At 75.8% G+C, this 12,864-nt stretch carries 13 protein-coding genes; 7 read left to right on the forward strand and 6 right to left on the reverse strand.

The genetic code is table 11. The features are described 5' to 3' along the window. Positions 1-2: 2 nt before the first annotated feature. Both E1O70_RS14685 and tmk read right to left on the reverse strand, forming a co-directional pair. A complete protein-coding gene (locus E1O70_RS14685) occupies positions 3-1,139 on the reverse strand; it encodes a DNA polymerase III subunit delta' (protein WP_061266602.1) in 1,137 nt (378 codons plus the stop codon). Continuing rightward, a complete protein-coding gene (tmk, locus tag E1O70_RS14690) occupies positions 1,136-1,900 on the reverse strand; it encodes a dTMP kinase (protein WP_083385458.1) in 765 nt (254 codons plus the stop codon). Before tmk ends, E1O70_RS14685 begins: the two co-directional genes overlap by 4 nt. Positions 1,901-2,000: 100 nt before the next feature. On the opposite strand from tmk, the gene E1O70_RS14695 reads away from it, so the two are divergent. Next, complete coding sequence (locus E1O70_RS14695; RefSeq protein WP_128957559.1) at positions 2,001-2,729, forward strand: HAD-IA family hydrolase; 729 nt, start codon at positions 2,001-2,003, stop codon at positions 2,727-2,729. Between the two features lie 87 nt (positions 2,730-2,816). Here the strand turns inward: E1O70_RS14695 and E1O70_RS14700 are convergent, their stop codons facing one another. Next, the gene (locus E1O70_RS14700) at positions 2,817-3,320 is read right to left on the reverse strand and encodes a MarR family winged helix-turn-helix transcriptional regulator (protein ID WP_051027593.1); all 504 of its coding nucleotides are present in this window, start codon (positions 3,318-3,320) and stop codon (positions 2,817-2,819) included. Positions 3,321-3,442: 122 nt separating this feature from the next. Here E1O70_RS14700 and E1O70_RS14705 point away from each other — a divergent pair, with 122 nt between their 5' ends. Then, the gene (locus tag E1O70_RS14705) at positions 3,443-3,652 is read left to right on the forward strand and encodes a hypothetical protein (RefSeq protein WP_021482922.1); all 210 of its coding nucleotides are present in this window, start codon (positions 3,443-3,445) and stop codon (positions 3,650-3,652) included. Positions 3,653-3,673: 21 nt separating this feature from the next. Here E1O70_RS14705 and E1O70_RS14710 read toward each other — a convergent pair whose 3' ends face one another. Next, complete coding sequence (locus tag E1O70_RS14710) at positions 3,674-4,768, reverse strand: Gfo/Idh/MocA family protein (RefSeq protein WP_082774187.1); 1,095 nt, start codon at positions 4,766-4,768, stop codon at positions 3,674-3,676. A gap of 126 nt (positions 4,769-4,894) precedes the next feature. On the opposite strand from E1O70_RS14710, the gene E1O70_RS14715 reads away from it, so the two are divergent. Both E1O70_RS14715 and E1O70_RS14720 read left to right on the forward strand, forming a co-directional pair. Further along, entirely contained in the window at positions 4,895-5,680 is a 786-nt protein-coding gene (locus tag E1O70_RS14715) for an ABC transporter ATP-binding protein (protein ID WP_061266601.1), read from the forward strand. Next, entirely contained in the window at positions 5,677-8,310 is a 2,634-nt protein-coding gene (locus tag E1O70_RS14720) for an ABC transporter permease (RefSeq protein WP_061266600.1), read from the forward strand. The genes E1O70_RS14715 and E1O70_RS14720 overlap by 4 nt, the downstream gene beginning before the upstream one ends. Before the next feature lie 69 nt (positions 8,311-8,379). Here E1O70_RS14720 and E1O70_RS14725 read toward each other — a convergent pair whose 3' ends face one another. Together E1O70_RS14725 and E1O70_RS14730 are read right to left on the reverse strand one after the other, a co-directional pair. After that, complete coding sequence (locus tag E1O70_RS14725; RefSeq protein WP_061266599.1) at positions 8,380-9,663, reverse strand: MFS transporter; 1,284 nt, start codon at positions 9,661-9,663, stop codon at positions 8,380-8,382. A gap of 1 nt (position 9,664) precedes the next feature. Beyond that, the gene (locus tag E1O70_RS14730) at positions 9,665-10,171 is read right to left on the reverse strand and encodes a MarR family winged helix-turn-helix transcriptional regulator (RefSeq protein ID WP_061266598.1); all 507 of its coding nucleotides are present in this window, start codon (positions 10,169-10,171) and stop codon (positions 9,665-9,667) included. 93 nt (positions 10,172-10,264) lie between these two features. Between E1O70_RS14730 and E1O70_RS14735 the strand changes: the two genes are divergently transcribed. The 3 genes from E1O70_RS14735 (at position 10,265) to E1O70_RS14745 (ending at position 12,707) form a co-directional block, all read left to right on the forward strand. Then, positions 10,265-10,681, forward strand: a complete 417-nt coding sequence (locus tag E1O70_RS14735; protein ID WP_082774175.1) for a PadR family transcriptional regulator — start codon at positions 10,265-10,267, stop codon at positions 10,679-10,681. Then, on the forward strand, positions 10,678-11,415 hold the full coding sequence (locus E1O70_RS14740; protein WP_061266597.1) for a hypothetical protein: 738 nt from the start codon (positions 10,678-10,680) through the stop codon (positions 11,413-11,415). The genes E1O70_RS14735 and E1O70_RS14740 overlap by 4 nt, the downstream gene beginning before the upstream one ends. A gap of 146 nt (positions 11,416-11,561) precedes the next feature. After that, positions 11,562-12,707 (forward strand): glycerol dehydrogenase, encoded by a 1,146-nt coding sequence (locus E1O70_RS14745; RefSeq protein WP_061266596.1) that lies wholly within the window; start codon positions 11,562-11,564, stop codon positions 12,705-12,707. The last annotated feature ends 157 nt before the right edge of the window (positions 12,708-12,864 follow it).

The following is a 12,864-nucleotide window of genomic DNA, read 5'->3' on the forward strand; positions in this document are numbered from 1 at the left end:
CGTCAGCCCTGGGGCCGCAGCGCGACGACCATCGCCTCCACGGCGAGCAGCGGCGCGACGTTGCCCTCGAGCCGCTCGCGCGCGACGCCGATCGCGTCCATGCGCCGCACCGTCTGCTCGGGCGTCGAGTCCTGCGCGAGCGCGCTCACCGTCTCGGCGAGCTCGGTGTTGACGAGCTCGACCTGCGCCCCGAGCTGGACCACGAGCACGTCGCGGTACAGCGAGAGCAGGTCGACCATCGCGCGGTCGAGCACGTCGCGCTGGTGGCGCGTCGCACGCCGCTTCTGGTCGGCCTCGAGGTCGCGGAGCTGGGAGCGCAGCCGCGGCGGGAGCGTCTCGCCGTCCGCGACGCCGAGCGCACGCAGGAGCTCGGCCTTCTCCGCGGCGTCGCGCTCCTCCGTCGCCGCCTTCGCCTCGGCCTGCGCGAGGTCCACGAGCTCTCCCGCCGCGAGCACGGCGTCGCCCACCCCGCGGACCCGCCGGGCGAGCGACAGCACGGACGTGCGGCGCTCGCGCGCGCCCGCGTCCCGCGCGAGGCGCCGGGCGAGGCCGATGTGGCTCTGGGCCGCGCGCGCCGCGACGAGTGCGACGTGCTCGTCGACGCCGTCGCGCTGCACGAGCAGGCCCGCGACGGCCTCGACCGGCGGCACCCGCAGCACGACCCCGCGGCACCGCGAGCGGATCGTCACGAGCACGTCCTGCGGGCTCGGGGCGCAGAGGATCCACACCGTGTGCGGGGCGGGCTCCTCGATCGCCTTGAGGAGGACGTTCGTGGTGCGCTCCGCCATGCGGTCGGCGTCCTCGACGACGATGACCCGGCGCCGGCCCTGCGACGGGCTGCGGCTCGCGACCGTCACCAGGTCGCGCACGTCGTCGATCTTGATGGTCACGAGCTCGGTCGCGACGAGCGTCACGTCCGGGTGCGTCCCGGCGAGCGTCGTGCGGCACGCCTGGCAGCGCCCGCAGCCGCCCTGCTCGCACTGGAGCGCGGCCGCGAACGCGCGCGCGGCGTTCGAGCGGCCGGACCCGGGCGGGCCGGTGAGCAGCCACGCGTGGGTCATCGCGGCGGGGTCGGTGGCCGCGGCACGGAGCGTCGCGACGGCCTGCTCCTGCCCGACGACGTCGTCCCAGACGCTCATGCGCGCGCGTCCCCGGCAGGCCGCGCCGGGGCGCCCGGGAGGAGGTCCGTGCCCGGCGCGTAGCCGATCGCGCTGTCCGTGTCGTCGAAGCCGTCGTCGGGCAGCGCGGCGACCGTGTCCTCGGCCTCCTCGACGACGGGCGTGAGCTCGAGCCGCGCGGCGACGTCGACCCGGATCTGCGCCTGGAGGTCGTCGACCGAGCCCGCGGCGTCGAGGACGACCCAGCGGTCCGGGTCCGACGCCGCGCGCGTGAGGAACGCCTCGCGCGTGCGGCGGTGGAACTCCGCCCCCGCGCGCTCGAGGCGGTCGTGCTGGCGGCGGATGCGACCGGCGGCGACCGCCGGGTCGAGGTCGAGCAGGATCGTCACGTCGGGCAGGAGGTCCTGCACGGCCCAGCGGGAGATGAGCTCGACCTCGTCCGCACCGAGCTCGCGCCCGCCCGCCTGGTAGGCGACCGACGAGTCGAGGTAGCGGTCCGTGACGACGATCGCGCCGCGCTCGAGCGCGGGGCGCACGAGGCTCGCGACGTGGTGCGCGCGGTCCGCGGCGTAGATGAGCGCCTCCGTGCGGGGGTCCATGTCCTGCCCGTGGAGCACCGCGGCGCGCAGCTCCTTGCCGAGCTCCGTGCCGCCCGGCTCGCGCGTCAGCACGACCTCGCGCCCCGTGAGCTCGCCGAGCCACTGCCCGAGCAGGCGCGCCTGCGTCGACTTGCCGACGCCGTCGCCGCCCTCGAAGGAGATGAAGTACCCGGGTGCGCTCACGGCGACCACCCTAGTCGCGACGTCGGACACGGGCCGGTCCCCCGGCCGCCGGTCGTGCGGGACAGCCGCGGGCGCCGGGCGCGCGGGATAGCCTCGGGCCATGCCCGATCCCGTGACCGCCCCCGCGACGGACCCTGCGCCCGCTCCTCTGCCCACCCCCGGCGTCGCGTTCGCCGGCCGGACGTTCGACGCCGTGCTGTTCGACATGGACGGCACCCTCATCGACTCGGTCCCGGCGGTGGACCGGAACTGGCGTCGCTGGGCCGCGGAGCACGGGCTGCCCGACGCCGAGGACTTCCAGATCCAGCACGGCACCCCCGCGCGCACGCTCATCGCGACGCTCCTGCCGGCCGACCAGGTCGAGCCCGCGTACGACCGCATCCACGAGCTGGAGCTCGAGGACAACGAGGGCGTGACGATCCTGCCGGGGACGCGCGACGCGCTCGCCACCCTGCCCCCGGAGCGGCAGGCGATCGTCACGTCGTGCACCCGCCCCCTCGCGGCGGCGCGCATGGCCGCGTCGGGCCTCGTCGCGCCGTCGGTGGTCGTCACCGCGGACGACGTCGCCCACGGCAAGCCCGACCCGGACCCGTTCCTCCTCGGCGCGGAGCGCCTGGGCGTGGACCCGGCGCGGTGCCTCGTCGTCGAGGACGCCCCGGCCGGGGTCGCGTCGGCCCGCGCCGCAGGGTGCGCCGTGCTCGTCGTGACGGGCACGCACACGGCCGACGAGCTGGCGTCCGCCTCCCCTGCACCCGACGCGCTGGCGGCGGGTCTGGCGGCGGTGCGCTTCGCCGCAGGCCCGGAGGGCATCCGGATCACGGACGCCTGACCACCCCGCCGACCCTGCGGTCGTCTCCCGTCCTCCTCCCCTGACGGGCCAAGCCCCCATGCTCGGCGGGCTGCAGCGGGCTGATCCTCAGTAGACGGACGCTCGCTGGGCGGCCGCGACGACCTTCGACGCGGCGGCGTGGATCTCCGCCAGCTCGTCGAGGGTGAGGCCCGTGGCGGCGACGATCGCGGGCGGGATGCGCTCCGCGTCACGACGCCGCGCCCGTCCCTCGGGCGTGAGCGTCACGCGGACCTGGCGGCCGTCGTCGGGCGAGCGAGAACGGCGCACGTAGCCGAGGCTCTCGAGCCGCTTGAGGAGCGGCGAGAGCGTCCCGGCGTCGAGGTGCAGCCGCGCCGCGAGGTCGCCGACGGTCGACGTCGTGCCTGCCGCGTCGTCCTGCCACAGCGCGAGCAGCACGAGGTACTGCGGGTGGGTGATGCCCAGGGGCTCGAGCAGCGGCCGGTACAGGGCGACCATGCCGCGCGCGCCCGCCGAGAGCGCGAAGCAGACCTGCGCCTCGAGCGCGAGCGGGTCCGCGAACAGCGTCGCCGCGCCCGGTGCGGACGCCCCGCCGTTCTCCTCGCTCGTCATGGCGCCATGCTACCGAGGATCGCGCTATTCTTGGTACGCCAATCATTGGTGCACCAACCATCAGCGGACGAGCACCAGCCACCGGCCCCCGGGCCGGCGACGCGACACCAGCGGAGGACACCGTGGCGCGCAAGAACGACAAGCGCACGCTCGGCATGCGCATCACCGAGGGCTTCCTGCCGATCTTCGGCCCGGCACAGCTGGGGCGACAGGAGGCCGACGGCCGCGGCGTGTCCGACGCCGAGCGCGAGCGCGACCAGGAGCTGCGCACCCGCTTCGAGCGGGTCACCGGCCCCGACGGCCGCAGCTACGTCGTCGAGCACACCGACTGACGCGACGCCCGCCCGCGGGCGTCACTCCCCGGGGTAGACGACCCCGACCTGGCGACGCACCTCGTCGAGCATGCGCATGACCTCGAGCGTCGAGTCCCACGACATGCGCGGGCTCTGCGTCTCGCCCGCGGCGACGCGGCGCGCGACCTCGGCGGCCTGGTACTGCTTGCCCTCGCCGGAGAAGCCGTCGTAGTACCAGGACGCGCCGTCGTGCCGCACGACCCGGAACGACGTCGGCGCGTAGAACGTGCCCTCGACCTCGATGCGGCCCGCCGTGCCCGAGATCACCGCCGTGTTCGCGGTGCGCGACCACAGCGTGGTCGAGAGCGTCGCCTGCGTGTCGCCGTAGCCGAGCACGATGCTCACCTGCCCGTCCACGCCCGTCTCCGTGAGTGCACCGACGGCCGTCACGGTCGACGGCGCGCCCAGGAGGTCGTGCGCGAACGACACCGGGTAGACGCCCAGGTCGAGCAGCGCGCCGCCCGCCAGCTCCGGCGCGTAGAGCCGGTGCTCGGGGTCGAACGGGAACCACTGGCCGTGGTCCGCGCTGAGGTTCACGACGTCACCGATCTCGCCGCGCGCGATCACGCCGCGCAGCGCGGCGACGTGCGGCAGGAACCGCGTCCACATGGCCTCCATGACGAACACGCCCGCCTCGCGCGCGGCGTCGAGCACCTCGACCGCCTCGGCCTCGTTGCGCGTGAACGCCTTCTCGACGAGGACGTGCTTGCCCGCGCGGATCGCGAGCAGGGCGTGCTCGTGGTGGTGCGAGTGCGGCGTCGCGACGTACACGACGTCCACCTGCGGGTCCTCGACGAGCTCGTCGTAGCCGTGGTGCGTCGTCGGGACGCCGTGCGCGGTCGCGAAGCGCTCGGCGCGCACGCGGTCGCGCGAGCCCACCGAGGCGACGCGACCCTGGGTGTGCAGGCGCACCGCCTCCGCGAACGACGACGCGATGCCGCCCGCGCCGAGGATGCCCCAGCGGATCGGGGGCGCGCTGCGCGGGTCGGGGACCGTGCCCGTCACCTCGGCGGACAGGTCGGGGAACGGGTGGACGCCGGTGGCGGCCGGGGTCTCGTCGGGGTGCGCGGCGGGCTGCGGGGCGACGGTGCTCATGCGGCCCACGCTATCGCCCTGCGCGGGCCTCGCCGCCGCTCGTCCACAGGCCGCGCGTCGGGCCCGCGAGCAGCCCTCCCCCGCACGGGTGGTGCGCGCCGCCGCGCGGCACGTCACGATGGGGGCATGACGACCCCCGCGCCCAGGACCGGCACGCCGACCGACGCCGGACCCGAGCCCGAGGCACGGGCGAGCGCGCGCGACCTCGTCAAGGTCTACGGATCCGGCCCGACGGCCGTCCGCGCGCTCGACGGCGTCGACGTCGACTTCGCGCGCGGCCGGCTCACAGCGATCATGGGGCCGTCCGGGTCCGGCAAGTCGACGCTCATGCACTGCCTCGCCGGGCTGGACTCCCCGACCTCCGGCAGCGTGGTGATCGACGGGCAGGAGATCAGCCGGATGTCGCAGCGGCGGCTCACGGCTCTGCGCCGCACGCGCGTCGGGTTCGTCTTCCAGGCGTACAACCTCGTCCCGACGCTCACGGCCGCGGAGAACATCACGCTCCCGCTCGACATCGCGCGCACCCGCGTGGACCGCGACTGGTTCGACGAGGTGACGACCGCCGTCGGGCTCACCGACCGCCTGCACCACCGCCCCTCCGAGCTGTCCGGTGGGCAGCAGCAGCGCGTGGCGTGCGCGCGGGCGCTCGTGTCGCGGCCCTCGATCGTGTTCGCCGACGAGCCGACCGGCAACCTCGACTCGCGCTCCGCGGGCGAGGTGCTCACGTTCCTGCGCCGCTCCGTCGACGAGCTCGACCAGACGGTCGTCATGGTCACGCACGACCCGCGCGCGGCGTCGTACGCGCACCGCGTCGTCTTCCTCGCGGACGGTCGCCTCGCGGGCGAGCTGCACGACCCCACGCAGCAGGACATCCTCGACGCGCTCGCGCTCGCCGCGGACGACGGCGCATGATCCGCGTCGCGCTGCGGGGCGTGCGCGCGCACGTCGTGCGGTTCGTCCTGTCGGTGCTCGCCGTGACGCTCGGTGTCGCGTTCGTCGTCGGCACGTTCGCGTTCCGCGGCATGCTCTCCTCCACGTTCGACGACATCATCGCGACGACGCTCACGGCCGACGTCTACGTGCGCGGCGCGCAGGAGGTCGAGAGCGACACGTCCGGGCCCGGTGGCGGCGGCGCCGCCGGCGGGGGCGGGTTCGCGGGCGACCGCACGCTCGTCCCGGCCGACCTCGCGACGGAGGTCGAGGGGGTCGACGGCGTCGAGCGGGCCGTGGCGGACGTGTCCGGCCCCGTCGTGCTCGTCGCGGCCGACGGCACCGCCGTCGTGACCACGGGCCCGCCGAGCACGGCGTTCTCCGTCGACCCGGAGGACCCGAGCCTCACGCTGCTCGACGGCGCGTGGCCCGGCGCGGGCGAGATCGTCCTGGAGCAGAGCGCGGCCGAGACCGCTGACCTCGCCACGGGCGACGAGACCACGGTCGTGCTCGGCGGGGAGCCGCGCCCCGTGACCGTGTCCGGCGTGTTCGGCATCGAGGCCGCCGCCGCGGGTGCGGTCCTCGTCGGGATCGACGGCGACACGGCGCGCGAGGTCTACGCGCCCGACGGGCTGGTGCCCCAGATCGCGGTCTGGGCGGACGCGAGCGGACCGGTGGACGAGGACGCCCTCGCGGACCGCGTCGCGTCGGTCCTCCCGTCCGGCGCGGAGGCCGTCACGGGCGAGCAGGCGCGCGCCGAGGCGAGCGAGGCGGTCGAGGAGGTGCTCGGGTTCGTCGAGACCTTCCTGCTCGTGTTCGCCGCCATCGCGCTGTTCGTCGGCGCGTTCATCATCGCCAACACGTTCGCGATGTCGGTGCGCGAGCGTCTGCGCGAGCTCGCGCTCCTGCGCGCGCTCGGCGCGTCGCCGGGCCAGGTGTTCGCGTCGGTCCTCGTCCAGGCGCTCGTCGTCGGGCTCGTGGGTGGTGGGCTCGGCGTGCTCGCCGGGGCCGGGCTGGTGCGGGTCATCCGGTGGGGGCTCGCGCTCGCCGGCTTCGAGTTCTCCGGCCGGGTCCCGCTCGGGACCTCGCAGGTCGTGGCCGCCGTCGCGCTCGGGGCGGTCGTCAGCGTCCTCGCGGCCGTGCTGCCCGCGCGGCGGGCCGCCGCGATCCCGCCCGTGCAGGCGATGCGCGACGACGTCGCGCCCGACCGCGGCACCGGGCTGCGGGCGGTGGGCGGGGTGGTCGTCGTCGCGGCGGGCGCCGGTGTGCTGTGGCTCGCCGCGTACCTGGGGTCCTCCGTCGTGGACGCGCCGACCGGCTGGGCCTGGGTCGACGACCTGAGCCCCCGCCTGCTCCTCGGCGTCGGGGCCGGGCTCGTGCTCGTGGGCGTGCTCGTCGGGTCGCCGGCCGTCGCGCGCGGCGTGCTCGCGGTGCTCGCGTGGCCTCTCGTCGTCGCGCTGCGCCCGCTCGGCCGCCTCGCGCGCGGCAACGTCACGCGCAACCCCCGCCGCACCGCGAGCACCGCGGGAGCCCTGCTCATCGGCATGGCGCTCGTGTCGGTCACGGGCGTCATCGCCGCCTCGACCCAGGCGTCGGTGCGGAGCATCGTCGAGAACGAGGTGCGGGCCGACCTGGTGGTCGACTCCGCGACGCTCGTCGTGCCCGAGGGCGCGGTCGAGGCCGTCACCGCGACGCCGGGCGCCGCGGTCGTGGACACGGTGCGGCTCGGGTCGGCGTCGGTCGCCACGGTCGGCGGCACGGACGACGGACCGCGCGGGACCGACGTCGCGGGCGTGCCCGCCGGGTTCTTCGACACCGCGCTCGAACCCGTGACGCTCGCCGGGGACCCGACGGCCACGCTCGAGGACGGGGACGTCGTCGTGCACCGGCGCACCGCGCGCGAGCGCGGCTGGGAGGTGGGCGACACGCTGCGGCTCGGCGAGGGCGACTCCGCCGTCGAGGCGCGCGTGGGCGCGGTGATCGACAGCCAGCTCGTGGGGACCGGCGTCCTGGTGCGCGACGACGTGTTCGACGCCGTCGTGCCGGCCGCCCAGGCGAGCGTGCGGATCGTCTACGTGTCGGCGGCCGCCGGCGCGAGCCCCGCCGACGTGAAGGAGCTGCGCACCGCCCTGACGTCGGCGGTCGAGCCGTTCCTCGTCGTGACGGTGCTCGACCGGGAGCAGACCGCGTCCGCGTTCGCCGACCAGGTGAACCAGGTGCTCGTCATCCTCTACGCCCTGCTCGCGCTGTCGATCGTCATCGCGCTGCTCGGCATCGTCAACACGCTCGCGCTGTCGATCATCGAGCGCACGCGCGAGATCGGGCTGCTGCGCGCCGTCGGGCTGGGACGCCTCCAGCTCGCGGGGGTCATCGCGATCGAGTCGGTGCTCACCGCCGTCTACGGGACGGTGCTCGGCGTCGCGACGGGCATCGGTATCGGCGCCGCCCTGCCGGGCGTGCTCGCCGACGAGGGGCTGAGCACGCTCGCCGTGCCGTGGGGCCAGGTGCTCGCGATCCTCGGCGTCGCCGTCGTCATCGGGCTCGTCGCGAGCGTCTGGCCCGCGATCCGCGCCGCCCGCCTCCCGGTCCTCGACGCGGTGACCGTCGACTGACACCCCGTCTCCCGCTGAGTGCGTGAACTCGTCGCGTCCCGGAGGCCCCGGCGCGACTGTTTCACGCACTCACGGGACCGGGAGGGGGGCCGGGGCCGGGGTGCGGTAGCGGCGCAGCGGGGCGTTGCTCCACGCGACGAGCCCGACGACGGCGCTCGCCACCAGCCCGCCCGCCACCAGCGCGACGGGCGCGGACGTCAGCGACGCGAGCACTCCCCCGCGGAAGTTCCCGACCTCGGGGCCGGCGACGCCCACGACGTGCTCGACCGAGGACACGCGGCCGCGGAACTCGTCGGGTGTCTCGAGCTGCACCAGCGCGCCGCGCGTCACGACCGACACCGTGTCCGCCGCACCGGCGACCGCCAGGCACGCGAGGGCGAGCCACAGCGGCCCCGCGAGCCCGAACCCGGCGAGCGCGACGCCCCACGTCGCCGCCGCGGCGAGCTGCAGCGCGCCCGAGCGCGTCGCCCGCGTCACGGCCCCGGAGAGCAGGCCCGCGCCGATCCCTCCCACCGCGACCGCCGAGAGGAACAGGCCGAGGGTGCGGGGGTCGCCGTCGAACCGGATGTCGTTGACGAGCGGGAACAGCGAGATCGGCATGGCGAGCACGGTCGCCGCGACGTCCGTCGCGAACGCGCCGCGCAGCGTCGGCTTGCGCCACACGATCGACCACCCGCCCGCGGCCGCCCGACGGCGCGGCGCGGGCCCGGGCGGCGCGGCGGCCGGGCCCGTCGTGGCCGAGGGACCGACGGGGAGCGGGGGCAGGGGCGGGAGGCGCACGAGCCCGAGCAGTGCGACGACGGCCGCCACCGCCTGGAGGCCGTAGGCCGCGGGCAGGTCCCAGCGCGCCAGGACCAGGCCGGCGAGCGCGGGCCCGACCAGCATGGCCACCTGGAACGCGAGGTTCTGCAGCGCGAGACCCGCGGCGACCTGGTCGGGCGGCAGCAGCCGGGGCGGCACCGTCCGGCGCGCCGGCGAGCCGAGCGCGTTGCACGCCGCGCCGGCGGCGACGAGCCCGAGCAGGAGCCACACCGACCGGTTCCCCGCGAGCGCCTGCGCGGCGAGACCAGCAGCGGAGAGCACCTGCCCGACCGCGGCGAGGCGCATGAGGGTGCGCCGGTCGTGGACGTCGGCGAGGTGCCCGCCCACCAGGCCGAGCGTCAGGAGCGGGACCGCCGTGGCGAGGCCGATCGTGCCGGTCCACAGCGGGCTGCGGGTGAGCTCCCAGACCTGGAGCAGCACCGCGACGTTCGCGATCTGGAACCCGAGGCCGCCCACGGCGGACCCGGCCCACAGGTCGCGGTACGCGCGGCTCGCGCGCAGCGGCCGCAGGTCGAGGACGTGGTCGCGCACCTCAGCGCTCCCGCGGCGCCGGGTGGCCGGCCGCGTCGAGGCGCTCGACGAGCCGCTCGCGCAGCGAGCGACGGGCGAGCACGCGCTCCAGCTCGACGACGACCGCGCTCAGGGCGTGCGGCAGCTCGTCGTCGATCTCGGCGACGGACTCCTCGGTCGCCCGCCACTCCGCCTCGAGGAGCGGGACGAGCTCGCGCGACCGCGCCGTGAGCGCGACGCGGCGCGTGCGGGCGTCCGCGCCCGGCGCGGTCTCGACGAGGCCCTCGCGCCGCATCGCGGTGACCGTCTGGCTCATCGCCGAGTGCGTGCGGCCGAGCGAGGCGGCGAGCTCCCGGATGGTCAGGGGGCCGGTGTGCGCGAGCCGGATGAGCGGGTAGACGAACCGCGGGCGCACCCCCACGATCCCGCGGTCCGCGTAGACGGTCTCGATCTCGTCGTCGAGGCGCCGGAGCACGGCGTGCAGGGAGTCCCACCGGCCGGGGACCGTGGTCGGGTCCGGAGAATTCATAGCACTGTTATAACAGCACTCATGCGATCGTCGGTTGCCTGCCCGGGGATGACTAGGTTGCCTCCCTAACTAGATAGCCGTACTGTCTAGCCCATGACGTTCGACGAGCGGCTCGACCGCGAACTCCTGCGCGGCGTGCTGCCGCTGTGCGTGCTCGCGGTCGTCGCGACCCACGGCCCCACCTACGGCTACGCGATCACGCGGTCGCTCGCCGAGGCAGGCCTCGGCACCGTCAAGGGCGGCACGCTCTACCCGCTGCTGCAGCGGCTGGAGGACGACGGCCTCGTCACGACCTCCTGGCACCAGGGCGAGCGCGGCCCGAGCCGTCGGTACTACGCCGTCACGGACCAGGGTCGCGTCGCGCTCGCCGACGCGACCTCCCGCTGGGACGCCGTGACGACGGCGGCGACCACCCTCGTCGCGGGCGCGTCCGGCGCACCCGCGCCGGACGGCGCGATCCCGGCAGACGCGCCCCCTCCCGACCCCACCCCGACAAGGACCCCCCGATGAGCGACACGACCCGCTACACGATCGAGCGCCGCCACGCGCCGCACGTCGACCCGCGCTGGGCGGAGGCGCTCCTGCTGGAGCTGCGGCTCCAGGGCGTCGCCGGAGCGCGCATCGGCGCGGTGCTCGCCGAGGTGGACGCGCACGTCGTCGACTCCGGCGAGACCGCGCAGGAGGCGTTCGGCGACCCTGTGGCGTACGCGCGCTCGCTCGACCTGCCCGAGGACCCCGCGCAGTCGAGCTCCTCGATCGGGCGGACGGTCGCCGCCTCCGCCGTGCAGACGGTCGGGATGCTCGGCGTGCTGTGGTCGCTGCGGCCCGCGCTCGACGGCGGCGCCCTCGTCGTCCCGGCCGGGATGCTGCTCGTGCTCGTCGCCGCGCTCGCGGGCTTCGTCGGGCTGTGGCGCGCCGGCGACCGCGTGCTGCGCGCCGCGCTCGCCCACCCCGTGCTGACCGTCCTCGGGAACATGGTCGTGACGGCTGCCCTCGTGGCCGTCGCGGTCACGCTGCGCGCCCCGGTCGCGAACCTCCCCGCGGTCCCGGTCCTGGTCGCGGCCGCCGTCGCGCTCGTCGTGGGGACCGTCTGGGGCCTGCGCGAGCAGGGCTCGGGCGACCCCGTCGTCGACCCGCTCGACGACGCACCGCACGCCCGCACCGACCGCACCGGGCGCTGGGGCGTGCTGCTCCTGCCCGCGGTGACGGTGGTGCTCGGGACGATCACGGTGCTCGTCCGCTGAGCCCGGAGGGGACCTAGGTCACGCGAACCGGCGTCCCGGTGGTGGTCCCCGGGGACGCGTGACACGGTGGGGATGGCCGGCGGGCACCGGCCTCGCACGGCTGCGGCGCGCCCGACGGCGACCCACCGACTCCACAGGAGGCCACGATGTCCGAGGTTCCCGTCCGCACGCTCATCAGCCCGCTGCGCTACGTCCAGGCCCGCGGTGCGCTCACGCGGCTCGGCGAGTTCGTCCGACCGATCGGCACGAAGCCGCTGCTCGTCGCCGACGACGTCGTGTGGGGCATCGTCCAGGACACCGTCGCGGTGTCCTTCCAGGAGCAGGACCTCCCCCGCCACCGCACCGGGTTCGGCACCTACGCCACCGCCGCGGAGGTCGACCGGCTCGCGCGCGAGATCGACGAGCTCGGCGCCGACGTGGTCGTCGGCATCGGCGGCGGCTCGACCATCGACGCGGTGAAGGCCGCGGGCCACCTGCGCGGCATCCGCTGGGTGTCCGTGCCGACCGTCGCGTCCACCGACGCCCCGTGCTCCGCCCTGTCCGTGATCTACACCGAGGACGGCGCGTTCGAGGAGTACCGGTTCTTCCCGCACAACCCGGACCTCGTGCTCGTCGACACGGGCCTCGTCGCGAACGCGCCCGTCAAGTTCCTCGTCGCCGGCGTCGGCGACGCGCTCGCGACGTGGATCGAGGCGCGCGCCGTCGCCGAGGCGAACGCGTCGACCATGGCCGGCGGCCTCCCCCTCGTCACGGGCACGGCGCTCGCGCAGCTCTCGTGGGACATCCTCTGGGAGAACGCGCTGCCCGCGATCGACGCGGTGAAGAACCACCTCGTGACGCCCGCGGTCGAGAAGGTCGTCGAGGCGAACACGCTGCTGTCCGGGCTGGGCTTCGAGTCCGGCGGCCTCGCCGCGGCGCACGCGATCCACAACGGCCTCACCGCCGCGCCCCAGACGCACGGCCTCACGCACGGCCAGAAGGTGAACATCGGCTCCGTGACGCAGCTCGTCCTGGAGGGCGCGCCGACCGAGGAGATCGAGGAGTTCGTGCGCTTCACCACGCGCGTCGGCCTGCCGAACACGCTCACCGAGATCGGCCTGACCGCCGACGACGTGCACGACCTCACGCGCGTCGCGGAGGCCGCCACCGCGGAGGGCGAGACGATCCACGCCATGCCGTTCCCCGTGCGCGTGCCGGAGCTCGTCGACGCCCTGCGCTCCATCGAGGGCTTCTCCCGCCGCGTCCGCGCCGAGGCGGGCCTCCCCGAGCCGGTCAAGCACACCGCGCACTGACCGTTCCCACCGCCCCGGGCCCCGCCGTCGCCGGAGGGGGCCGGCCCGGGATGGGCCGACCAGGCGGTCCCACCCCCTCGAGCAGGTCGACCTGGCGCGTCCGGCAGCCCGGACGCGCCACGATCACCTGGTCGGCCGACGGCTGACGGGGCTGACC

It is taken from the genome of Cellulosimicrobium funkei (genome assembly GCF_004519295.1).
Classification (GTDB): domain Bacteria; phylum Actinomycetota; class Actinomycetes; order Actinomycetales; family Cellulomonadaceae; genus Cellulosimicrobium; species Cellulosimicrobium funkei.

Excerpts from the sequence above, each read along its gene's own strand:
- E1O70_RS14700 (WP_051027593.1), bottom strand. The coding sequence starts at position 3,320 with ATGACGAGCGAGGAGAACGGCGGGGCGTCCGCACCGGGCGCGGCGACG.
- E1O70_RS14710 (WP_082774187.1), bottom strand. The coding sequence starts at position 4,768 with ATGAGCACCGTCGCCCCGCAGCCCGCCGCGCACCCCGACGAGACCCCG.
- E1O70_RS14740 (WP_061266597.1), top strand. The coding sequence starts at position 10,678 with ATGAGCGACACGACCCGCTACACGATCGAGCGCCGCCACGCGCCGCAC.
- E1O70_RS14685 (WP_061266602.1), bottom strand. The coding sequence starts at position 1,139 with ATGAGCGTCTGGGACGACGTCGTCGGGCAGGAGCAGGCCGTCGCGACG.
- E1O70_RS14720 (WP_061266600.1), top strand. The coding sequence starts at position 5,677 with ATGATCCGCGTCGCGCTGCGGGGCGTGCGCGCGCACGTCGTGCGGTTC.
- E1O70_RS14745 (WP_061266596.1), top strand. The coding sequence starts at position 11,562 with ATGTCCGAGGTTCCCGTCCGCACGCTCATCAGCCCGCTGCGCTACGTC.
- E1O70_RS14735 (WP_082774175.1), top strand. The coding sequence starts at position 10,265 with ATGACGTTCGACGAGCGGCTCGACCGCGAACTCCTGCGCGGCGTGCTG.
- E1O70_RS14730 (WP_061266598.1), bottom strand. The coding sequence starts at position 10,171 with ATGAATTCTCCGGACCCGACCACGGTCCCCGGCCGGTGGGACTCCCTG.
- E1O70_RS14715 (WP_061266601.1), top strand. The coding sequence starts at position 4,895 with ATGACGACCCCCGCGCCCAGGACCGGCACGCCGACCGACGCCGGACCC.
- E1O70_RS14695 (WP_128957559.1), top strand. The coding sequence starts at position 2,001 with ATGCCCGATCCCGTGACCGCCCCCGCGACGGACCCTGCGCCCGCTCCT.